Here is a 23,293-nt window from a genome sequence, read left to right as displayed (position 1 = left end):
TGCTGCCATTAGTCCCTCTGATTGCAACTTTGAAAGATCACCAATTTACTAATTTTGATTCCACTCTATTGTCACATGCAAATAATCCTTACTTTGACTTTTCAATATTCAAGAAGTAATATCATATATAAAGTTATCGATAAATTAACACTCCTTTTTCCGGAGGGATACGTATGAACCAACTAAAAAATGAAGTTGCAATCGAATTGACTGAGCATATTCTCCCGTTTTGGTTAGAGCTGCAAGACTCGGAATATGGCGGTATATATGGACTAGTTGATTATGATTTGAATGTAGATAAGAAAGCAGATAAAGGTGGCATTGTTACAGCAAGGTTTCTTTGGACCTTTTCCGCTGCATATCGTGCAACAGGCAAGCCGGAGTACTTAAAAGCAGCAAAGAAATTATTCTGCTTCTTAAAGGAAAAGGTATATGATCATGAATTTGCGGGTCTCTATTGGCTTTTAGATTACAGAGGAAATTCTAAGGATACGAGAAAACATGTTTACACACAATCATTTGGCGTGTATTCATGCAGTGAATATTATTTGGCATCTAAGGATGAGGAAGCTCTTGAACTTGCTAAAACAATCTATTTTTTAATTGAAGAAAAAGGGTTTAACCGTGAGAACAATGCATACCGAGAAGAATTTGATAGGGAATGGAACGAAATGCCCAATCAAATGCTTAGTGGGAATGGTCTTATCGCAGAAATAACGATGAATACTCATATTCATGTTCTTGAAGCATATACAAACTTGTATAAGACATGGCCAGCTCCTGAACTGGAAGAAAGAATTGAAAATCTGCTTCATATTTTACATGAGAAAATCTACATAGAGGATACAAAGTTTCTTGGTGTGTTTTTTGATAAAAACTGGAACAATCTCATTAATGTAAAATCGTTTGGTCATGATATTGAAGCGAGTTGGTTAATAGATGAAGCGATCAAAACGATCGGTATTCATAATCCAAAATTCAATCAAATGGTAATTGATATCGCCTATAATATAGCGGGCAACGCTATCGAAGAAGATGGTGCGCTTTTAAATGAACAAGTGGATGGTGAGATTGATCGGACTCGCGTCTGGTGGGTGCAAGCGGAAGCGGCAGTTGGATTTTATAATGCTTATGAACGCACTAGGGATCAAAGATTCCTTAAGCTCACGAAAGACTTGTGGAATTATATTAAAAAATACATCATCGATGAACGGGAAAATGGTGAATGGTATTCGGCTGTAAATTCAAGTGGCCAACCTAAAGAGATGAATATCGTTGATCCATGGAAAGCGTCTTATCATAATGGGCGATTTTGCTTGGAGCTTATGAAAAGGATACGAGGAAATTAATAGGTTTACACGACAAGCATAGAAGAACCTGCTAACTAATAGCAAACTAGACGATTTTTAATGTGAAAGAAAAATAATGAACGGCTACATGCTGAGCATGTGAGGGATATTAATGAAAAATAATGTAACAATGAGGGATATCGCTGAAAAGATTGGAGTCAGCAGTGTGACGGTTTCAAAAGCACTTAATGACAAAGAAGGGGTCAGCGATGAACTTAAAGAAAAAATCAAACAGTTAGCTGAAAAGATGGGATATCGCTTTAATACCGCAGCGAGATCGATGAAAGACGGCCTTTCATTTAATATTGGCGTTATCATTCCTGAACGTTTTACAGGCTTGGCCCAATCATTTTATTTGAATTTCTATCAATCCATTTCCAGGGTTTTAGAAGAGCAAGGATATTATGGCATCCTGCATATTTTACGAGCCGAAGATGAAGATGGGCTAAAGCTCCCAAGAATTTATTTAGAGCAAAAGGTTGATGGTTTTATCATACTTGGGCAAATAAAGAAGCCGTATATTAAAAAACTACAGACGGTCGAGCTTCCAGCTGTGTTTATGGATTTCTATGATGACGAGTCTCATATGGATGCAGTCATTACTGATAATTTTTATGGCGCGTACGATATTACAAATTACTTAATTCGAAACGGTCACGAAAAAATTGCTTATGTAGGCAATATTTATTCTACTAGCAGTATCCAAGATCGATTTCTTGGATATTACAAATCCTTGCTGGAACATCATATAAAATTAAACGAAAAATATATATTAAATGATCGTGATAATCATGGAAAGTATATTGAGCTTGAACTTCCTGAGGAGCTTCCTACAGCGTTTGTATGCAATTGTGATCAAGTAGCCCATATTTTAATCGCAAAATTAAAGGAGATGGGCTATAGTGTTCCGGATGATTTCTCAGTTGTCGGGTTTGATAATGATATATATGCGACCATTACGGAACCAGGACTTACGACAGTAGAAGTAAATATTGAAGAAATGTCGCGCACAGCTGTCGTATTTATTCATGAAAAAATTCGCGACAAAGATAAAAAACATGGAAGAGTCCAAATTAAGGGAAATATCATTTATAGGGATTCGGTGAAAAACATAAAGAAAGACTAACAAAAAGAGAGAGGTTGTCACCTCTCTCTTTAATTATTTTGCATATAGTTTAATGCTTAGGTACATTGTAATGCCGTAGCAAATAGTTGGTCTCCTACGTAAACAATACCACCACGTGCAGAAGCGTAATAGTCAGGATTCAATCCTTTTAAAACGAGCCGCTTATTTAGTAAATTCGGTTCCGCCAATACTTTAAAACTCTGACACGAACATCCACGACGCTCATTTTCATAAATGGATTTATTAACCTCCCTAATGCATTTGAACTAAGTAAGTTTAGTTTCTGATATGTTGCAGAAGTGATGTTTCTAAATAACTAAATTATTGATAAATAAATTGAATAAAGTTAACGATTAAGTTATGATTAATTATATATATTGATCGTTTTTTTCAAGTACGCATCATGATTTTGACTCTATAAAATAATAATATTAACGGAGGAAAAATAGTGAAAGATTTATTTATCAAAGGGATGACTTATGGCTGGGATTCTTCAAGGGGTGCTTATCGAACTCCAGGTGCGGTTGAGTCATTAACAAAGTTAAAAGAAACAGGCAGTGAATGGATTGCTTTGTCCTTTTATACATACCAAAACACCATTTTCTCTACTGATATTCCTTTTGATTACGGTTTCACAATGACAGATAGTGATATCATGTTTGCGGTGAAAAAAGCAAAGGAACTTGGATTGAAAGTATGTTTGAAGCCTGTCGTCAATTCGAAAGATGGGTTGTGGAGAGCGAGAATTGGATTTCCAGAAGAAGCATATGACTATTGGGCGCAATGGTTTGAGTCTTACACGAATTTTGTAGTTCACTATGCTGAATTGGCTGAGGATCTAGAATGCGAAATGTTTTGCATTGGTTGTGAAATGGTGGGGACAGAAGCACAGACAGAGCATTGGATAAAAGTGGTTGAGAGAGTAAGAAAAGTTTACAGTGGTCCCGTCATTTACAATGCAAACCATGGAAAAGAAGATGGAATTGAATGGTTTGATCAAGTTGATTTGATTGGTACGAGTGCTTATTATCCCGTTGGAGAAAAACCTGGCGACAGTGAAGAAACAATGCTAAAAAACTGGGAAAAGGTAAAGGGTAGAATTGAAAATCTTCATAAGAAATTTAATAAGCCGATTCTATTTATGGAAATTGGATGCAGAAGTGCTGAAGGCTGTGCGATGATGCCTTGGGATTTTGAACATCGAGATCTTCCTTTTAACGAGGAGGAACAAGCAAATTTTTACAGTTCCGTTATGAAAACGTTTTGGGACGAGCCTTGGTTTGCCGGATTCTTCTGGTGGGACTGGAGTACGGAACTTTATCCGTTAGAAGAAGCTAAGAATAATAGGGGCTTTGATATATATGGAAAAAAAGCAGAGGCAGTTTTAAAAGATTGGTATTTCAATAAATAGATTTTGGAGGGACAAATATGAAGGATAAGGCTCGAATTTTATTTATTGGCGATAGTATTACTGAATGGGGAAGAAATGAAGACCCTGAAGGAATCGGAATTGGATACGTCCGAATCATACATGATTATTTATTGACTGCTTTTCCAAGCAAAGAACTCGAAATCATTAATAAGGGAATCGGCGGTAACCGTGCAACAGATTTACAGGATAGATGGGAGAAAGATGTTCTAGACTTGCATCCTGATTACGTGTCCGTTTCAATCGGAATAAATGATGTGTGGCGTCAGCTCGATAACCCAGATATGGTCCAAGTATATCCTGAGCAGTTTGAAGAGATTTTGGCAGGATTATTAGAAAAAACAAATGCTCAGTTGATTTTAATGGAGCCTACAATAATCGAAGAAGACATTCATTCTGAAGGAAATCAAAAGCTTATCCCTTATGTCGAGATCGTTCGAAAACTTGCTAAAAATTTCGACGCCATTCTCGTTCCGACCCACCAAGATTTTATTGATTATTTAAAAACGGGTGCAACTTATAAGTTAACGACTGATGGTGTTCATATGAATTCGGCTGGGAATATGCTGATGGCAAAATCATGGCTAGAGGCAAGTAAAAGCTTATTAAATTAATGCAATGTAACTTCAAGGAGTGGACATAATGTTAAAAGTTGATTTAAACGGACATTGGAAAATGCAAGAGGTAGGAACATCTGAATGGCTTGATGTTCAAGTCCCAGGATCTGTCATGAATGATTTATTGCAGTACGGAAAAATCGAAGATCCATTTTACCGTGATAATGAAAAAATTGGTCTCGAAATTGCGGCAAAAGACTATGAGTATACTAGAAAGTTTTCGGTAGATGAAGAGTTTTTATTACAAGATAAAATCCTTCTTATTTGTGAAGGTCTTGATACGCTTGCTGAAGTTTTCGTGAATGAGCAACCAGTAGAGAAAACAAATAATATGCATCGTATTTACGAAATGGATGTAAAATCGTTTTTACGAAAAGGCGAAAATGAAATTACGGTAAAATTCAATTCTCCTACTCAGTATATTCAAGCTTTACAAGAAGAAGATCCGCTTGCTGGTGTCGGCGATGCGGTCGCTGGATATCCATATTTAAGAAAAGCTCATTATATGTTTGGTTGGGACTGGGGTCCACAAATTCCAGATATGGGGATTTGGCGAAATATATCTATTCAAGCTTGGAGTTCAGCAAAGCTTGATGATGTATACATGACTCAAGTGCATAGTGAAAATGAAGTGCGTCTTGATGTAAGAGTGAAAGTTGAGAGATTAAGTGAAGCAGATAATCTTCAACTTACAGTTTCATTGACAAGTCCAGAAGGTCAAGTTGAAGTGAAAACAGTTCCTGTTTCAGATGTGCAAGAAATTATCACCTTCAACGTGGAAAACCCTGAATTGTGGTGGCCAAATGGATATGGAAAACAGCCGTTGTATCAAGTAGAAGTTTCCGTACTGGATGGTAATAATTCAAAGCTTGATACAAAGGAATACAATATTGGTCTTCGTACTATTGAAGTGAAATCTGTTCCAGATGAGTTTGGAAGATCCTTTGAATTTTATGTAAATGGTCTTTCTATCTTTGGAATGGGTGCGAACTACATTCCAGAGGATAACTTACTTGCAAGAAACTCTGTTGAAAAAACTGAAAGGCTTTTAAGAGATAGCGTAGAAGCGAATTTTAACATGGTCCGCATTTGGGGTGGAGGTCACTATCCAGAAGATTATTTCTATGACCTATGTGATCGCCTCGGTCTCATTGTCTGGCAGGATTTCATGTTTGCTTGCAGTGTGTATAAACTAACAGATGAATTTTTAGATACGGTTAAAAAAGAAGTTGCAGATAATGTAAAGCGTCTACGCCATCATGCAAGTTTAGGTATTTGGTGTGGAAATAATGAAACTGAAGAGGGCTGGGTGCATTGGGGCTGGCCGCAGGATCCGATGCGTAAAACAGATTATATTAAGTTATTCGAATACATTATCCCTGAAATGATGAAGGAACTTGACCCTGAAACATTTTACTGGCCATCCTCACCAACATCAGGCGGTGGCTTTGATCAACCGCGTGACCCTAACCGTGGGGATGTGCATTATTGGGAAGTATGGCACGGCTTGAAGCCATTTACAGAGTATCGCAAGTACTTTTTCCGTTTCTGCTCTGAGTTCGGTTTCCAATCATTTCCTTCATTAAAAACAGTGAAGACCTTTACGATTCCAGAGGATCGGAATATTTTCTCGCGTGTGATGGAAACTCATCAGAAAAATGCAGGAGCGAATGGAAAAATTCTTTTCTATTTATCTGAGAACTTCCTTTACCCGAAAGATTTTGATTCATTGCTTTATACTTCCCAGCTTTTACAAGCGGAAGCCATTAAATATGGGGTTGAACATTGGCGTCGCAATCGTGGTCGTTGTATGGGATCATTGTATTGGCAGCTAAATGATTGTTGGCCAGTAGCATCTTGGTCAAGCATTGATAGCTTTGGCCGCTGGAAGGCACTTCATTATTTTGCGAAGAAATTTTATGCACCAATTCTTCTATCCATTGAAGAAGAAGGGAAGACAGCTTCAATTCATGTAACGAATGATTCTCTGGAAGACATTCAAGGTCGTATTGAATGGAAACTCCGTACGAACACTTCTGAAATATTGAAGGAAGGCACATTTGAAGCAAAGGTTGGAAAACTATCAGCTGAAAAATGCATCGAGCTTTCTTTTAAAGATGTACTTTCAGATGAAAACATGAGAAATACGTATCTTGAAGCAGTACTCATCATGGATGAAGAAGTACATTCCAATGCAGTTGTTTTATTCGTAAAACCGAAACATTTTGAATTTGTTGATCCGCAATTTGAACTTGATGTGCAGGAAGAACAAGATCAATTTATTCTTTCAGTACAAACAAATGGTGGTTTAGCTAAATATGTAGAACTTGATTTAGAAGATGCAGATTGCAAATTCAGCGATAATTATTTCGATCTCTCCAAAGGAGACACGAAAACTATTACTATCATGAAAGATAGCTTAAGTGAGACTTTAAGTTTGCAAGAGTTAACAAAAAAATTATCCGTGAGAAGCATCTATAACACATATTGATGATTAAAGGGCATGTATAGCATGCCTTTTAATCTGTGTTCTTAAAAGTTTAAAAAAAGGTACTATTCAAAATTAGCCTATCAATAGTATAGTATAACAGTAGCCATACATGGCCAGTCCTTAGAAAAGGGCTGGCTCCTTAATTTTGCATCGATGTATAAAATTTACGATGCTTTTAAGCTTTTTAATGTCCAGCTCTAGCGTATATCGAATCGCCAACTTCTTGGCATTATCGCAAGGTTTGTCAAAAATAAGGAAAGTCGACTAAAACCGCTACTCTTGTGGTAGAGTCGACGGAGTCGAGCTTGCTCTTATAGATTATATAGACTGCACAGAAATATACTCGCAAAGGAAGCTTATGATTATGTTAAGAAAAAATCCTCTTTTGTCGCTCAAAATGTTTTTGTTTTTTGGTGCTGCGATCAGTTCACTGGTCGTTAGTTTTTTGCCTTTATATTTTCAAAATAATGGGCTTTCCAAATCAGCTATAGGGATGTTTTTTGCCTTAGGTACATTGGTCGGATTGATTGCTCAGCCTGTTTGGGGCTATATGAGTGACAGATTTAAAACCGTTAAAAAAATTATCATTGTTGTATTGATTGGTATTTTTATAGGAATCTTTTGGATTTTCCAATTAAACTCACTCGGGTGGCTGTTCGCTGCAGGCTCTTTATTTTTCTTCTTCTTTACGGCGCTGAACCCACTGTCAGATAATTTAGCGAAGCGTATAGCAGACGAACAGAAGGTTTCATTTGGTTCCATAAGGTCGTGGAGTTCGTTCGGTTTTGCAATCATATCTTTGGCCAGTGGTTTTTATTTTAATAAAATGGGGGTAGGAGCCCTTGCCATCCCAATGATGATTGTAGCAGGTATGACTTTAATGTTGTCTTTTACATTAAAAGACGCAAATTCAGGTGCGAAAAAAGTGAACTTGAAAGAAATAGGTAATTTTTTTAAAGACCGGACATTGCTCACTTTCTTTCTCTTAAGTTTTTTTATTTTTCTAACTCACCGAGTAAATGATAGTTTCATTAGTTTATATTTATTTGAAATAGGCGGGAATGAGATGCTTGTTGGGTGGCTTTGGTTCATTGGGGTTCTTAGTGAAGCGATTCTCTTCATTACAAGTTTCATTTGGTTCCGCTCGGAAAGCCCAATTAAATATATGATTATTGCAGGATTTCTCTTTACCATTAGATGGACGATGATTGGTTTCATTTCGGATCCTTCAGTATTGCTTTCGATCCAAGTGCTGCATGGAATATGTTTTGCGATTATGTATATGGGTGCGATTGAATATTTATATAAAGCCCTTCCTGTTGAAATGCAGGCAACCGGCCATATGGTTTTTATGGGGATCGCTTTTAGTATAACAAATATTATTGGCTCCTCTGTAGGTGGTTTTATCTTTGACACTTTCAGTGGTTCGACTCTTTATTTTATATTAGCAGTATGCTCTTTCATAGGGACGATAGGCTTTATCTTGTTCTCTATGAAAGAGAAGACGCAGAAAAATATAGAAATGGTAGAAGGATAATACAAAAAGTGCAAGTTCATAATTGTGAACTTGCACCTTTTTTGTAGTAATTACTGTTCTAATTTAGTATCCTTTTTCGTTACTTTCAAATAGATGAAGTAAATAATACCAATTCCAAGCCAGATGAATCCTAGCTTTTTAGCGAGTATGTCCAGATTGATCCAAACATAGCCAATTATCAGAAAACCGATTGCAGGCAACACTAGGTGACTGAAATAATTAGTACTTTTCTTCTTTCTAATATAGAAGTTAATAACAGAAACATGCAATAACAAGAAAGCAGTAAGTGCACCAAAGTTGATAACCGAAGCAAGTTGTCCAATTTGTGCCGAGAAGAACATTGTTACGATAAATGAAATGACGGCAACAACAATCGTTGCGATAAATGGTGTTTTAAACTTTGGATGTACTTTGGATAATACATGTGGCAGCTTACGGTCGCGAGCCATACTAAAAATAATACGAGAAATGGCTGCTTGAGCAACGAGTGCGTCCGCAATACCCCATGCAATCACGGTTGCAATAATGGTTGTCCATTTCAACCAAGTTCCACCGGCAATTTCAGCAATTTGATAGAATGCCGTATCTACATTTTCAAAAGTTGTAAAATCAGGCCAGATTAGGGCTGCAACCCAAGTTTGGATGATGAACATAACACCAACTAAAAGCAAAGCACCGATAATGGCATTACCAATTGCTTTTCTTCCACCTTTAGATTCTTCTGCGAGTGTAGAAACTGCGTCAAATCCTAGGAAACTTAGTACTGCGATAGAAACAGCTCCCATGACAGTTGCCATTGAAAAATGTTCTTTATCATATAAAGGCTTGAACGTAAATTCAGCACCATTAGCATGCTGAGCAACGGCAATGATACCTGCAACAACGAAAATAACTAAGACGATAAGTTCAGCAATCAATATATATTTGTTCGTTTTTGCAGTGAATTCAATACCTAATACGTTAATAACCGTGTTAATACCAATAAAAATTAGAAGCCAAACGATAATCGGTATTTCCGGAACAATATCAGCAAGAGCTGCAGCACTTACTAAATATAGAAGAGCTGGAACGAAAATATAGTCAAGAAGAATGAGCCAGCCACCAAAAAATCCAGCAGTGTCGTTAATTCCGTGCTGTGCATAAGCGTAAACAGATCCGGAATATGGAATAGCTTCAGACATTCGCGCATAGCTCAGTGCGGTAAAAATCATCCCGATCATACCGATTACATAAGCAAGGGCGACCATCCCTTGTGCACCAGTTGCAACCTCACCATAAATTCCAAATGGAGCAATCGGAACCATGAAAATAAGTCCGTAAATCATTAAATCCCAAAAAGTTAATGCACGTTTCAGTTCCTGTTTATATTCAGGAGCTTTCCCGTTTAAATTAGCTTCCTGGCTTAGTTTTTCTATAGCCACTCAAATTTCCCCCTAAATGATTAAAAAATGTCTATGTTATATGCATCTAAAAACGATTGCGGAACAAAGAATCTTGCCGTTAAAAGTGGATCGACAATTTGCGAAATTTGTGAATGCCCAATGGCACTCATGAGCATTGTCATTTCTGCAACATCCATATCAGTGTATGGCAATAATAAATCGATCATCTCTTCAACTGCGAGTTTTGCCGCTTCATCAAGCGTTTCAGCAGATACTAGGATGCTTAGGCCATCCTTATTTTTAACAAGTGGATGTTTTAGGCTTTTTCCTTTTTTTACTTCAAGTGTTAAATCCGCTATACCGGCTACTTCAATTCCGGATACCCCAATTTCTCCATCTCCCATTGCAGCATGCATATCACCAAGGCCAAATAAAGCTCCTTCGTGGAATACAGGGAAATAAATCGTTGCGCCTTCCGTAATTAACACGGTATCTAAGTTTCCGCCATGGTTACCTGGTGTTCCACATGGCACAGCTTCATTTTCTGGAGCAACACCAATGACTCCGATCATTTTGTTAAGTGGAATGCGAACTTTTTCGTTAAAAACAGCCTCATCCCCTTCTAGCGGAATCATTTTGATTGTAAACTCATCAATTCGATGGCCCATGACTCCGAGGTTTTGTCCTGTCGCAAGTACTCCCGGACCCTTGATATCAAGACCGTGAATCGTAACGGCAAGTACATCCCCAGGTTGAGCAGTTTCTACATAGATTGGGCCAGTTGCCGGATTAATCCGCTCCCAATCAATAGAATTCATCGTTGTTTCATTAGACGTAATTTGTCCTTCGAAACAATCGTACGATTCAACTTTAATTCGACTTCCTGAAGCAACAGTGGCAACAGGATTATGATCTTTGCTGAATGAATATATCGGCGTACCTAGACCTACTGTTTGACTCATCTTTTCTACCATCCTTTCTATTTTTTTTAAATATTAATGTCGTAATGTTATGACATATTGGAAAGATTATAACATATTGATAAAAAAAAGTGAACATTTTGTGAATATATACCTATGGAAATTTTAAAAATAGAGAGATTTTTGAGAAAAACAATAAAATAATGTAGCTCTTTTGTATTAGTAATATATATGAGTGCTTTATTCATATTTTTGTTGAGTGCATGCAATAGTTGAATTAGATATAATGATAGAAGACTATGATAAGAGGATTATGTTTATGAATAGAAGATACTTTTGGCTTATCGGTGCGATTCTTTGGTGTATAGCAATTTTTATAGCGACGGCATCCCCATCATCTACGGGGAGTAATACACAGTCAATACTGATAAAGTTTTTTCATTTTACTAAAGACGAGGCACAAATTTGGAATGTGGTGTTTCGCAAATGCGTTCATTTAAGTGCTTTTGGATTACTCGCCGTACTTTTCTACAAGGGATTACAAAAGAATCGATTTTGGTTTGCCTGGCTGTTGACGACGTTATATGCAGCGACGGATGAATTACACCAAGTTTTTATCCCTGAAAGAACGGGAGCCGTGCTAGATGTTGGGATTGATTCATTAGGTGCTTTTATTGCCCTTATTGGAGTGGTTCTTTTAAATAGAAAACGAAGAGAAAGGAGAAAAGTATATGGTTAACGTTTTGTTTGTATGCCTTGGGAATATATGCCGTTCACCAATGGCCGAGGCGGTATTTAGGGATTTGGTTAAGAATGAAAAATTGAGTGAGAAAATCCATATTGATTCCGCAGGTACAAGCTCATGGCATGTTGGTGCCCGTCCTCATAAAGGGACTTTGAGGAAATTGGAAGAATATCAAATTTCATCTGAAGGAATGTTTGGAAGACAATTTACAAAAGAAGACTTTGAGAAATTTGATTATGTTATTGCTATGGATGAGATGAATATTCATGATATTTACGATATATGCGGAGAGTCTAAACATCCGAAAGTGTTAAGACTGCTTGATTTAACGGATAAAAAAGCTGATGTTCCTGATCCGTATTATACGGGAGATTTTCAGGAAACGTATAATCTAGTGTTGGAAGGCTGCCAAGCATTGTTGGAGAAAATAAAAAGAGAAATGTAATAAGGAAGGGATGGCATCATGGGAGAACCATTATTTTTACAGCCAGTTTTTCAGGAAAGAATTTGGGGAGGAACTGCATTAAAAGAGAATTTTGGCTATGACATTCAGAGCGATCATACCGGGGAATGCTGGGCGATTTCTGCACATCCAAACGGCCCTTCTGTCGTGAAAAATGGTGAATATGCAGGCAAAACGTTGATAGAGCTTTGGGAAAAGCATTCTGAATTATTTGGTAATCAGCAAATGAAAGTGTTCCCGCTATTGACAAAAATTTTAGATGCGAATGCTGACTTATCTGTTCAAGTACATCCAAATGATGAATATGCGAACGTTCATGAAAAAGGAGAACTTGGAAAAACGGAATGCTGGTATATTATAGATTGTAAAGAAGGAGCGGAGTTGATCTACGGTCATTCCGCACAGACAAAAGAAGAATTCGTGTCTATGATAGAAAATAACCAATGGGATCAGTTATTAAAACGAGTACCAATAAAGCCAGGAGATTTTTTCTATGTTCCAAGCGGCACGATTCATGCATTAGGTGAAGGGACGCTCGTGCTTGAAACACAGCAAAGCTCCGACACAACATATAGACTATATGATTACGATCGTCCTGGACAAGACGGAAAGCCACGCGAGCTACATATTGAAAAATCAATCGATGTTTCAATGATTCCTCATCAAGTTTCCGATTTTTCGCCGGAAGTAGATACTATCCCAGGAGCAGCCATTACAAAATTCGTGGAATCCGACTACTTCACTGTGTATAAATGGGACGTAAATGGAGTTGCTCAATTTGTGCAAGATCAACCGTTTATGCTTTTGAGTGTACTGGATGGAGAAGCAGAATTATCGATAAGTGAAAAGAAGTATCCCGTGAAAAAAGGAGATCATTTTATTTTGCCAGCTGGGACGGGAAGTTTTGAATTGGATGGAAAAGCGACGTTGATTGTCTCACATGTTTAATTCTTTAGTAGTAGCTTTTTATGATTAGCTAAGTAGCTTTTATTATTGGGCTAGTGCCTAGTAAAATTAAGAGAACGGCCAGTAAAATCGAGGTAGTGGCCAGTAAATGCTTGAAAGCGGCCAGTAAAATCGAGTTTGTGGCCAGTAATTACTTGAAAGCGGCCAGTAAAATCGAGGTAGTGGCCAGTAATGCTTGAAAGCGGCCAGTAAAATCAAGCTAATGGCCAGTAAAATCAAGCTAATGGCCAGTAAAACCAAGAATGCAGTCAGTAAAATTAGGCTGATGTTCAATAAATTGAATCAACATCAGTAAAACGATAATCACGTCAATTAAATAAAAAGATTTCATCATGCGGTTATCACAAAAGTCATGTAATCAGGGATTAAAATCGTACAATTATCGATTTAACGCTACTACAAATTCGTAATAGAGTTCGGGATTGTAATGGTAAGTTCCCAATTGTCCATTGTATAATTTTTCGAACGAATCCAAAAGCCCATTCCTCGTTTCCGAACGAAGAATGGGCTTTTCATTATACTTTTAGATTAATGCTCTAACTAACAGCGGTTTTACATGAGCATATATTTCATCATATTGTGATATAGGAAGCGGATTTTGACCTAATCCAAGTTCAATCGTGAAGCCTGGCCTGCGAAATTCTTGGATAAACCAGTCTTTATAGCCGGCATAACTATCGATATAGCGAATCGCTGTATAACCGCTTAGTCTTGCAAAATCGTTGGCCAGCACTTCGGATTCAGGAGGCTCAAATCCTTCGTATCCCCAATAAATTTCACGTCCCTGCGTATGCAGTGCCAGAAGTCGTGCAAAACTTTCATTTTTTGCAAGATCAGCCATCGCCTTTGTCTCCGGCTCAGATAATGGTGAAGGACCTGGATAATCTCTTGGGCCAGGAACTTTAGGTTTACGTTCTTTCTCGAATTCCCAATTTGCAGGGAACTGTTTATTTAAATCAACTCCACGAATATTTGCCTTCCAACCTGAAAAGTCGGTGCTTCCAAGATTCAAACGAATCACTTCTTCGCGTCTTCCTGCGGGTGGACCGTTTAACACTAGACTAACTCCGTCGGGATTTACCATCGGTAGAGCGGAGAGTTGGGATCGCTCATATATCGATAAAGCCGAAACTCCACTAATATTTTGACCATTCGTTAATGCTAGCAAGTATTCGTTTAAAAATTTCATTAAAATAGGGGAAGTAATCCATTCATTTGCGTGAAAAGAAGCGTTTATCTGGATTTTTCGATTGGTTTTTCCAACCAGTAAATCGTATAACGGAAGATTGTCTACACTTTTACCATCTTCCCTTCTCCTCATGAAAGGATAGATGGCTAATAATTTTTCAATATCATTTTTCATTTTTTGAAAGTCATAATGATCTCTTCCATCCATAGTTAGGGTCGTGACTCTTAGAGGAATGCGAATTTTTTGATCGACTTGAAGTTGGCTTGGATTAATATTTTGATTCATTAGAAGTAAAGCATCAATATTTAAATGATGCGATTGCGCAATCTTCCAAAACGTATCTCCCGAGCGAATGGTGTAACTACTTTCGGTAAATCCGGGAATTTTAACCATTTGCCCCACTTGTAGTGCATTCGGATTAATACCTGGATTTGAATCAATAATTAGAACAATGGGCATGAAAAATAGCTGGCTATAATGCCAAAGAGTATCCCCCGATCGGACTCGAATCTCCATTTGCATCCCTCCAAAAAACCATTATCATTTTAGTAGTATGTGAAAAGATAAGAAAGATGACAGAAACCTCTACGATAGATGGATGGGACATCGAGAATGAGCCTCCTCAAATTGTTCTGTAAAAAAGTTTTGCTATGTGAACCTATTGGGGTATGCGATGAAAAGTGAACTTTGATGGGTTTCGTCTCGAATCAGGGGTGAATTCACGACAAAAAATGAATATTATTGAGTTTCATCGAGAATCAATGTGTAATTCTCGACGAAAAAGTAAACACTAATGATTTTGGATTGAGAATTAATATGGAATTTCTGCGAAAAATCCACTTCAACAAATTTTGTCGTTAATCATTGCGGTTTTAAAGGAATAACATAAAGAAAAATCTGATCTTGATTAATCAGATTTTTTACTCTAAAAATCCCCCTACTTCAACCTACTACTGAAACGTCCCCTTCAAAAATTTCACCAAGAATAAGAGCGCATGCCCCTATAGCCGTTCCAAATGACCCTAAATCAGAGCAATAAATAGGAGTTGCCTTTGCCTGATTTGTCAAACCTCTTTGTGCGATCGTTTCCTTTATTTTAGGCAAAATAATCGGACTCGCATTTGCAACTCCCCCACCAATGATGATTTTCGAAGGATTTAAAATATGAATTAAATTAGTTAATCCGATTCCAATGTATTCCCCTGTTTTTTCTAAAATTTTTATGCAGAGGGAATCTCCTGCAATGGCTGCTTCATACACTGTTTTTCCCTCAATTTTGTGTTTTTCACCGTCAATCATATCTAAAAGATGACTATTAGGATTTAGTTCAAGCTGTTTTATGGCTGCTTCACCTATGGCGGGACCAGAAATTAGTGTTTGCCAGCACCCAATATTCCCACAGGAACATTGATTTCCGTTCAGATCAACTGTCATATGACCAATCTCACCGGCCAAATCGTACTTTCCGTGAAAAATCTTCCCGTTTAAAACAATACCTGCACCAACACCGATTCCTATATTAACCGTCACAATGTTTTCATCTTTTTTTTCTTCCATAAACCAATATTCACCGAATGCCATCGCTCTCACGTCATTGTCTATTTTTACAGGTACGTCATATTCTGCTTCCAGTGCTTTTTTGATAGGGATATCTCTTAAGTTTAGGCCAGGAGCAAATAAACTTGTTCCTGTTTCCACATCAACAGCTCCATGCATACCAACACCGATTCCAATCACTTCTTTCGTTTCATGTATAGATGCCAAATCAGAGATGGTTCGTTTAATAAGCGAGAGTAAATCTTCATTGGAAATAGGCTTAGGAATAATGGTTTGCGTTTTATCTAAGGTTTTTCCGGATAAATCAATAAGAATAGCACGAATCTTTTTTGCTCCAACATCCAATCCTATAATATAGAAACGATCACTGTTAATTACTAATAATGTAGGTTTTCTTCCGCCAATGGATTCGCCTTGCTCACTTTCAATCACGAGGTCTTTATCAATCAGCTCACTGACAAGACTACTGACAGTCGGTGGTGTTAATTTTGTTTCTTTCGCTATTTGAGCACGGGAAATCGGTCCGTCTGTACGTATTTTATTTAAAATGATCGTTCGATTTAATGATTTCATCCATTGAAAGCTACCTTTTTTCATTGAAAAAGCACTTCCTTAATCCAGAAATATGTATTGCAAATCACTTTTTCTTATAATAACATATAAGTAAATTAAATTAATTAACAAAGTTCATTTTCATTACAATTTTAAAATTGTTCAATAAAAAATAAGAGGTGACTGGTCATGGAAAAGAAGAATGAATTACGTAAAAAGTTTACCGGGATTTTCGGAGACAATGGAGAAATTCGTACGTTTTTTGCCCCGGGAAGGGTGAATTTGATCGGAGAGCATACCGATTATAATGGAGGGCATGTTTTTCCATGTGCACTCGATATCGGAACAACATTATTAGTGAGAAAAAGAGAGGATAACGTTCTTCGTTTTTACTCAATGAACTTCCCAGATGTTGGGGTGATTGAATCTCCATTAGATAACCTTTTATATAAGGAAGAAGATGATTGGGCAAATTATCCGAAAGGTGTCGTGGATGTTTTCCAAAAAGAAGGTAAAACAATTTCTACAGGACTAGATTTACTTTTTTACGGGAATATCCCTAACGGAGCTGGTCTTTCTTCATCAGCTTCGATTGAACTTGTAACTGGAGTCATGTTGAATGAACTTTTTGATTTAAATATTGAACGTGTACAAATCGTAAAATACGCTCAAAAGGCTGAGAATGAATTTGTCGGCGTGAACTGTGGAATCATGGACCAATTTGCATGTGGAATGGGCAAAGAAGGTCATGCCATTTTACTTGATTGCCAAACTTTGGAATATACATATAGCCCGCTGCAATTATCCGACCATGTGTTAGTTATTGCTAATACGAATAAGCGCAGAGGATTGGCCGACTCAAAGTATAATGAGCGCCGCTCTGAATGTGAAAGAGCCCTTGCACAGTTGCAAAAAGAACTTGATATTCAATCTTTCGGTGATTTAACTGTCGATGAATTTGAGGCTCATAAATATTTGATTGAAAATGAGACCGACCGTATGCGTGCGAAACATGCAGTATCAGAAAATGCCCGAACTTTAGTGGCTGTTGAAAAATTAAATGAAGGTGACCTAGAAGCATTCGGTAAATTAATGAATGCATCGCATCTATCACTTATGAAAGATTACGAAGTGACAGGTAAAGAACTAGATGCTCTTGTAGAAGCAGCCTGGAATGAAGATGTTTTAGGCGCAAGAATGACAGGAGCGGGATTTGGTGGCTGTACGATCAATCTTGTCAATAAAGAAAAGCTTGATGATTTTATTAAAAATGTTGGCGAGGCGTATGAAGAAGTAACTGGCTTAAAAGCTGATTTCTATGTAGTTGGTATTGGCGATGGAGCAAAAGAAATCGTAGAGTAAGACTTTTTATAACGGAGGAGGAGTTAGGATGGCGATATTAGTTTGTGGTGGTGCAGGTTATATTGGGAGTCATGCGGTAGCTGAATTGCTTGCGCGTGGGGAAGAAGTGGTTGTAGTTGATAATTTACAAAAGGGCCACTCAGCAGCGCTATTAGATGGAGCTGTTTTTTATGACGGTGATTTACGGGATGAACCTTTTCTAGATCTTGTTTTTACCGAAAATAATATTGATGCTGTCATGCATTTTGCTGCCGATTCATTAGTCGGAGAGAGTGTACAAAAGCCGCTTCAATATTACGATAATAATGTAGGTGGTGCTATTTCCCTCGTCAAAGCGATGAATAAATACAATGTAAAAAATATCGTGTTTTCATCAACAGCAGCAGTTTATGGCGAGCCAGAGGAAATACCAATTGTTGAATCCGCCATTACCAATCCAACGAATCCATATGGCGAAACGAAACTTGCCATTGAAAAAATGTTGAAATGGTGCGAGCCTGCATACGGCATTCGCTATGTTGTTCTACGCTATTTTAATGTAGCGGGAGCTCATACGAACGGAATCATCGGTGAAGATCACACACCTGAAACTCATTTAATTCCAATTATTTTGGAAGCAGCACTAGGAAAACGTGATGAAATTGCCATTTTTGGCGAAGATTACGATACTCCAGATGGCACTTGCATCCGTGACTATATTCACGTAATGGATTTAGTAAACGCTCATATTTTAGCGATTGAAAAGCTACGGAAAACGGGTGAAAGTGGAACGTACAATTTGGGTAACGGAAATGGATTCAGTGTGAAGGAAGTCATTGAAACTGCCCGGAAAGTAACCGGAAAAGAAATCCCGGAAAAGGTAGCACCAAGACGTGCAGGAGATCCTGCCAAACTAGTAGCTTCATCGGAAAAAGCGAAAAAAGAATTAGGCTGGAAACCTCAACATGATTCTCTTGAATCCATGATCGAAAGTGCTTGGAAATGGTTCCAAAAAAATCCGAATGGATATGTGGAGTGATTTGTTTTTGGGAGATGAAGACTAAGGGGTTACCCTCGTAAGGAAGGTTCCCCTTGCTTATAAAAGATATCAGTTCCCATATGCGTACTCCTATTTGAGATATGAGATGCTAATTCCTGTTCAGGGTGTTTCAATTCTCGTTCGAAATGATGTCAATTGCCGTTCAAGGTGTTTCAATTCTCGTTCGAGTGCTGCCAATTGCCATTCAAGGTGTTTCAATTCTCGTTCGAATGATGCCAATTGCCGTTCAGGGTGTTTCAATTCTCGTTCGAATGATGTCCAATTGCCGTTCGAAGGGTTTCAAGTATCGTACGATTGATGTCAATTGCCATTCATGGTGATTCAATCAACGTACGTTTGATTTCAATTTCTCTATCCTCCCGTACGGATACTTGTTCTTGACAATTATAAGAAAAATACCAAAACGAAAGGGGCGACAGCATGTTAATATATGAAGCTTTGGAAGAGCTGATTCAATATGGATTGAAAAAAAGACTGATTGAAACGTGGGATGTTGATTTTGTACGGAACGATTTACTTGCCACGTTAGGTCTTGAAGATTGGAAATCCGTAGGTGCAAAAGCTCCGGACGACAATTCGCCCGTAAGGATACTTGCACATATTTTAGACTGGGCAGCAGAAAATGATAAACTGCCTCATAATACAGTAACGTTTCGTGATTTACTCGATACGGAATTGATGGGAGCGTTCATTGCTCGTCCATCAACAATCATTCGTACATTTTTTGATATATACAAAAATGAGGGAGCCGAAGCAGCCACTAGCTATTTTTATAAACTAGCTCAGGATTCACATTATATTCGGACAGACCGAGTGGCCAAAAACGAGCATTGGTTTTCGCCAACTCCTTATGGGGATCTTGAAATTACGATAAATTTATCAAAACCTGAAAAAGATCCAGTGGCGATAGCTGCAAACAAAGATAAAAAAGAAGCTTCAGAGTATCCGAAATGTTTACTCTGTAAGGAAAATGTCGGGTATGCTGGACGAGTTGATCACCCAGCGCGGCAAAACCATCGAATTATTCCTGTTGATTTAAATGGAGAGGAATGGTTTTTACAATTCTCCCCATATGTATATTACAACGAGCATGCGATTCTTTTTTGCGGTGAACATCGCCCAATGAAAATTTCGAAGGCTGGATTTGAAAGGCTTCTTTCTTTTGCCGAACAGTTTCCTCATTATTTCATTGGTTCTAATGCCGATATTCCGATTGTCGGAGGATCGATTTTAAGCCATGATCATTTCCAAGGTGGAAATCATGTTTTTCCGATGGCTAAAGCGGAAATGGATGACACTTTTACATTTCCGGGATATGAAGAAGTAGAAGCGGGAATTGTGCGTTGGCCAATGTCGGTCATTCGCCTTCGTGGAAAGGATCGCAACCAAATTGCCGAACTTGCTGCATACATTTTGAACTCGTGGAAACATTATAGTGATCCTGACGTAGAGGTCCATGCTACAAGCGGCTCCGAACCGCATAATACGGTAACGCCTATCGTTCGCATGGTAAATGGAGTATTTGAATTCGACGTTGTTTTAAGAAATAATCGTACGAACGAAGAACATCCACTCGGGATTTTCCATCCACATAATGAAGTTCATCATATTAAAAAGGAAAACATCGGATTGATTGAAGTGATGGGATTGGCTGTTTTACCTGGCAGGTTAAAAGAGGAACTCCAACTCGTTGGGGAATACTTACTTAAGTCTGACTATAAAACGAGTCTATATGAAGACGACATAACTAACAAACATGCTGATTGGGCTTGTAAAGTATTCGAAACTCATCCAGAACTTAACGAAAATAATGTTCTTGATATATTACGCGAGGAAGTAGGACGAGTCTTTTCTACCGTTCTTGAGCATGCTGGTGTATATAAAAGAACTCCAGAAGGACAAGTCGCATTCAAAAAATTCATCCATCATATGATAAAAAATTCTTAAGTCAGCTTTCGAGCTGGCTTTTTTGTCTAGCTCTAGGTGCTGTCAAATAGACGGAGTCGCTAAAAGTCAAAGAGGGACTTTTTACTTCTTAGAACATTAGCTTCTCGCTGATAGGCTGGCGCCTTGCGCTTTTCTTATTTTACTAGATAATTTTTCCTTCCTATATGGTAGACTAAAGTGGAAAAGAATTTTTTAGGATGGAGTGTTAGAAATGCTTGGAGCAATTGAAGCCGGAGGTACGAAGTTTGTTTGTGCAGTAGGTACCGAAGATGGAACAATCATTGAACGTGTTAAAATCGATACATTAACACCGGAAAAAACGATGCATGAAGTGATACATTTTTTCAAAAAATTTGATTTGAAAGCGCTTGGAATTGGTTCTTTCGGTCCTGTCGATATTGATAAAAATAGCCGTACTTATGGGAATATCACGTCTACGCCAAAGCCAGGGTGGACCAATTTTCCTTTCTTGAAAACGATAGAAGAAGCTTTACAAATACCAATTGAGTTTAACACTGATGTGAATGTAGCTGCACTTGGGGAAATGATGCAAGGGGCTGCCCAAGGTCTAGATAGTTGCTTATACATAACAGTCGGAACAGGAATTGGGGCAGGAGCAGTTGTCCAAGGGAATTTACTTCAAGGTCTTTCTCATCCTGAAATGGGACATGTTTTAGTAAAAAGGCATCCAGATGATACTTTCGAAGGATTTTGTCCCTACCATAAAGATTGTCTAGAAGGAATGGCGGCTGGCCCTGCAATTGAAAAACGTTGGGGACAAAAGGGCCATGAGCTTCAACAAAAGCAAGAAGTATGGGAAATAGAAGCCTATTATCTTGCGCAAGCGCTCATGCAATATATTTTAACGATCTCACCGAAAAAAATTATCATGGGTGGCGGTGTGATGAAACAAGCGCAAATCTTCCCACTCGTTCGTAAACAAGTTCAAGAATTACTAAATGGATACGTTCCGCTCTCCCAAATCACGGAACACATTGAAGATTATATTGTCCCGCCGGCACTAGGAGATGATGCTGGGATTACAGGAGCTTTAATGCTTGCGAAGCGGGCTTTAGAAATAGAATAATCAACAAAACTAATGCAGCATAATTCCAGTATTTTGAGGATTATGCTGTTATTCGTTAAAAAGGAGTGGTGAATATGTATGAAGAAAAATGGCGACCGCAATTTCATTTCAGTCCGAAAGAAATGTGGATGAATGATCCGAATGGGTTAGCTTATTATGATGGGGAATATCATTTGTTTTTTCAACATCATCCTTATAGTAAAATTTGGGGGCCTATGCATTGGGGGCATGCAGTAAGCAAGGATCTACTACATTGGGAAGAATTGCCGATTGCTCTTTATCCAGATGAATTAGGGCAAATATTTTCTGGGAGTGCAGTAATTGATAAACAAAATACGAGCGGATTAAAAGATTCCGATGAAGATGTAATGGTGGCCATTTTTACTCATCATGGTGAAGATAATGAAAAGCAGAGTATCGCTTATTCAAATGATCGAGGCAGAACTTGGACAAAGTACGAAGGTAATCCAGTTATATCTAATCCAGGTTTAAAAGATTTTCGTGACCCAAAAGTATTTTGGCATAATGAATCAAATAAATGGGTGATGGCTCTAGCTTGTGGAGACCATATTCGTTTTTATCATTCTCCCAATCTTCTAGACTGGAGTTATCTTTCATCTTTTGGAGAGAACTATGGTGCTCACGGTGGAGTGTGGGAATGTCCCGACTTAGTCCATATACCAGTCGAAGGCAGCAATGAAAAGAAGTGGCTATTAATTGTTAGTGTTAATCCGGGTGGACCTAACGGAGGTTCTGCTGTTCAGTATTTTGTTGGTGATTTTAATGGGGAAGCTTTCATTTGTGACGATGATAACAAGACGATAAAATGGGCGGATTATGGGCGCGACTTCTATGCTGCTGTTACTTGGAGCAATGTGGAGGAACCCATTTGGATTGGATGGATGAGCAACTGGCAATACGCAAATGAAGTTCCTACTGATCCATTTAGAAGTGCTATGTCAATCCCTAAAAGATTAGCTTTGCGTATGCAAGACAATACGTATAAACTTGTTCAAACACCTATTGATTTAAAAAAACTAATAAAGGAAACAATCGTTCAAAAAGAAGAAGTAATCATTCAACCTGGTTTTGCAAAAAAATTGAAGGTAAGCAACTTACCGCTTCTTATTAAAGGGGAAGTAAAGGAACTGGATCGTGAAACATCATTAATGAAAGTCACATTAGCGGGAGAAAAAGATAAGATCGAAATTCTGTTCGATCGTGAAAAAGAGGAATTAGTCCTCGACCGAAGAAACAGTGGCAATGTTTCATTTTCGAACGAATTTCCAAGTGTCGATACAATGCCATTGCATGAAATATATGACTTTGAAATTTTGATAGATTGTGCATCAATAGAGATATTTTTAAATGGTGGAAGTTCTGTCATGACAGAGATATTTTTCATAAATAAAGATTGTTTTACGTTGGAAGTCTCAGTTACAGGAGGAGAAGTCTCCCTGAAGAATGTTTCAATAGACTACCTTAAGTCTATTTGGTGAGTATAAGATGAGAAGGACTTATACACTATATGTCAG

Annotated in this window: 20 protein-coding genes; 15 read left to right on the top strand and 5 right to left on the bottom strand. The window is 37.9% G+C overall.

What is annotated here, in order from left to right:
- Positions 1–173 precede the first annotated feature (173 nt).
- Entirely contained in the window at positions 174–1,349 is a 1,176-nt protein-coding gene (locus tag KHA93_RS12415) for an AGE family epimerase/isomerase (RefSeq protein WP_213111017.1), read from the top strand.
- Between the two features lie 112 nt (positions 1,350–1,461).
- Positions 1,462–2,475, top strand: a complete 1,014-nt coding sequence (locus tag KHA93_RS12410) for a substrate-binding domain-containing protein (protein WP_213111016.1) — start codon at positions 1,462–1,464, stop codon at positions 2,473–2,475.
- Between the two features lie 56 nt (positions 2,476–2,531).
- Here KHA93_RS12410 and KHA93_RS23535 read toward each other — a convergent pair whose 3' ends face one another.
- A complete protein-coding gene (locus KHA93_RS23535) occupies positions 2,532–2,663 on the bottom strand; it encodes a hypothetical protein (protein ID WP_267917342.1) in 132 nt (43 codons plus the stop codon).
- Between the two features lie 260 nt (positions 2,664–2,923).
- On the opposite strand from KHA93_RS23535, the gene KHA93_RS12405 reads away from it, so the two are divergent.
- The 4 genes from KHA93_RS12405 to KHA93_RS12390 all read left to right on the top strand — a co-directional run bounded on the left by KHA93_RS12405 (position 2,924) and on the right by KHA93_RS12390 (position 8,549).
- On the top strand, positions 2,924–3,886 hold the full coding sequence (locus tag KHA93_RS12405) for a glycoside hydrolase family 113 (RefSeq protein ID WP_349772286.1): 963 nt from the start codon (positions 2,924–2,926) through the stop codon (positions 3,884–3,886).
- 17 nt (positions 3,887–3,903) lie between these two features.
- The gene (locus KHA93_RS12400) at positions 3,904–4,518 is read left to right on the top strand and encodes an SGNH/GDSL hydrolase family protein (RefSeq protein WP_213111015.1); all 615 of its coding nucleotides are present in this window, start codon (positions 3,904–3,906) and stop codon (positions 4,516–4,518) included.
- A 28-nt stretch (positions 4,519–4,546) separates the two neighbouring features.
- A complete protein-coding gene (locus KHA93_RS12395; RefSeq protein ID WP_213111014.1) occupies positions 4,547–7,012 on the top strand; it encodes a beta-mannosidase in 2,466 nt (821 codons plus the stop codon).
- Positions 7,013–7,376: 364 nt separating this feature from the next.
- On the top strand, positions 7,377–8,549 hold the full coding sequence (locus KHA93_RS12390; RefSeq protein ID WP_213111013.1) for an MFS transporter: 1,173 nt from the start codon (positions 7,377–7,379) through the stop codon (positions 8,547–8,549).
- Positions 8,550–8,599: 50 nt separating this feature from the next.
- On the opposite strand, the gene KHA93_RS12385 is transcribed toward KHA93_RS12390, so the two are convergent.
- The gene (locus KHA93_RS12385; protein ID WP_349772285.1) at positions 8,600–9,970 is read right to left on the bottom strand and encodes an APC family permease; all 1,371 of its coding nucleotides are present in this window, start codon (positions 9,968–9,970) and stop codon (positions 8,600–8,602) included.
- A 20-nt stretch (positions 9,971–9,990) separates the two neighbouring features.
- Positions 9,991–10,893, bottom strand: a complete 903-nt coding sequence (locus tag KHA93_RS12380; protein ID WP_213111012.1) for an acetamidase/formamidase family protein — start codon at positions 10,891–10,893, stop codon at positions 9,991–9,993.
- Positions 10,894–11,170: 277 nt separating this feature from the next.
- Here KHA93_RS12380 and KHA93_RS12375 point away from each other — a divergent pair, with 277 nt between their 5' ends.
- From KHA93_RS12375 to manA, 3 genes are read left to right on the top strand one after another with little or no spacing between them, the layout of a single operon-like run.
- The gene (locus KHA93_RS12375) at positions 11,171–11,590 is read left to right on the top strand and encodes a VanZ family protein (protein WP_213111011.1); all 420 of its coding nucleotides are present in this window, start codon (positions 11,171–11,173) and stop codon (positions 11,588–11,590) included.
- The gene (locus KHA93_RS12370) at positions 11,583–12,041 is read left to right on the top strand and encodes a low molecular weight protein-tyrosine-phosphatase (protein ID WP_213111010.1); all 459 of its coding nucleotides are present in this window, start codon (positions 11,583–11,585) and stop codon (positions 12,039–12,041) included. Before KHA93_RS12375 ends, KHA93_RS12370 begins: the two co-directional genes overlap by 8 nt.
- 18 nt (positions 12,042–12,059) lie before the next feature.
- Positions 12,060–13,007, top strand: coding sequence for a mannose-6-phosphate isomerase, class I (manA, locus tag KHA93_RS12365; RefSeq protein WP_213111009.1), 948 nt, complete (start codon positions 12,060–12,062; stop codon positions 13,005–13,007).
- A gap of 541 nt (positions 13,008–13,548) precedes the next feature.
- Here manA and KHA93_RS12360 read toward each other — a convergent pair.
- A complete protein-coding gene (locus tag KHA93_RS12360) occupies positions 13,549–14,730 on the bottom strand; it encodes a M14 family metallopeptidase (RefSeq protein WP_213111008.1) in 1,182 nt (393 codons plus the stop codon).
- Positions 14,731–15,156: 426 nt separating this feature from the next.
- Positions 15,157–16,368: an ROK family transcriptional regulator gene (locus KHA93_RS12355; RefSeq protein ID WP_213111007.1), complete on the bottom strand. Its 1,212-nt coding sequence runs from the start codon at positions 16,366–16,368 to the stop codon at positions 15,157–15,159.
- Positions 16,369–16,512: 144 nt separating this feature from the next.
- On the opposite strand from KHA93_RS12355, the gene KHA93_RS12350 reads away from it, so the two are divergent.
- The 6 genes from KHA93_RS12350 to KHA93_RS12325 all read left to right on the top strand — a co-directional run bounded on the left by KHA93_RS12350 (position 16,513) and on the right by KHA93_RS12325 (position 23,257).
- Positions 16,513–17,685 (top strand): galactokinase, encoded by a 1,173-nt coding sequence (locus tag KHA93_RS12350; protein ID WP_213111006.1) that lies wholly within the window; start codon positions 16,513–16,515, stop codon positions 17,683–17,685.
- A gap of 28 nt (positions 17,686–17,713) precedes the next feature.
- Positions 17,714–18,703 (top strand): UDP-glucose 4-epimerase GalE, encoded by a 990-nt coding sequence (gene galE, locus KHA93_RS12345; RefSeq protein WP_213111005.1) that lies wholly within the window; start codon positions 17,714–17,716, stop codon positions 18,701–18,703.
- A gap of 146 nt (positions 18,704–18,849) precedes the next feature.
- Positions 18,850–19,044: a hypothetical protein gene (locus tag KHA93_RS12340; RefSeq protein WP_213111004.1), complete on the top strand. Its 195-nt coding sequence runs from the start codon at positions 18,850–18,852 to the stop codon at positions 19,042–19,044.
- 100 nt (positions 19,045–19,144) lie between these two features.
- Positions 19,145–20,671 (top strand): UDP-glucose--hexose-1-phosphate uridylyltransferase, encoded by a 1,527-nt coding sequence (galT, locus tag KHA93_RS12335; protein WP_213111003.1) that lies wholly within the window; start codon positions 19,145–19,147, stop codon positions 20,669–20,671.
- Positions 20,672–20,882: 211 nt separating this feature from the next.
- Entirely contained in the window at positions 20,883–21,758 is an 876-nt protein-coding gene (locus tag KHA93_RS12330) for an ROK family protein (protein ID WP_213111002.1), read from the top strand.
- A gap of 74 nt (positions 21,759–21,832) precedes the next feature.
- Complete coding sequence (locus KHA93_RS12325) at positions 21,833–23,257, top strand: glycoside hydrolase family 32 protein (protein WP_213111001.1); 1,425 nt, start codon at positions 21,833–21,835, stop codon at positions 23,255–23,257.
- Positions 23,258–23,293 lie beyond the last annotated feature (36 nt).

The sequence above is a fragment of the Lederbergia citrisecunda genome (assembly GCF_018343695.1).
In the GTDB taxonomy this organism is placed as follows: domain Bacteria; phylum Bacillota; class Bacilli; order Bacillales; family Bacillaceae_C; genus Lederbergia; species Lederbergia citrisecunda.
This window is presented reverse-complemented; position numbering and strand designations above follow the sequence as displayed.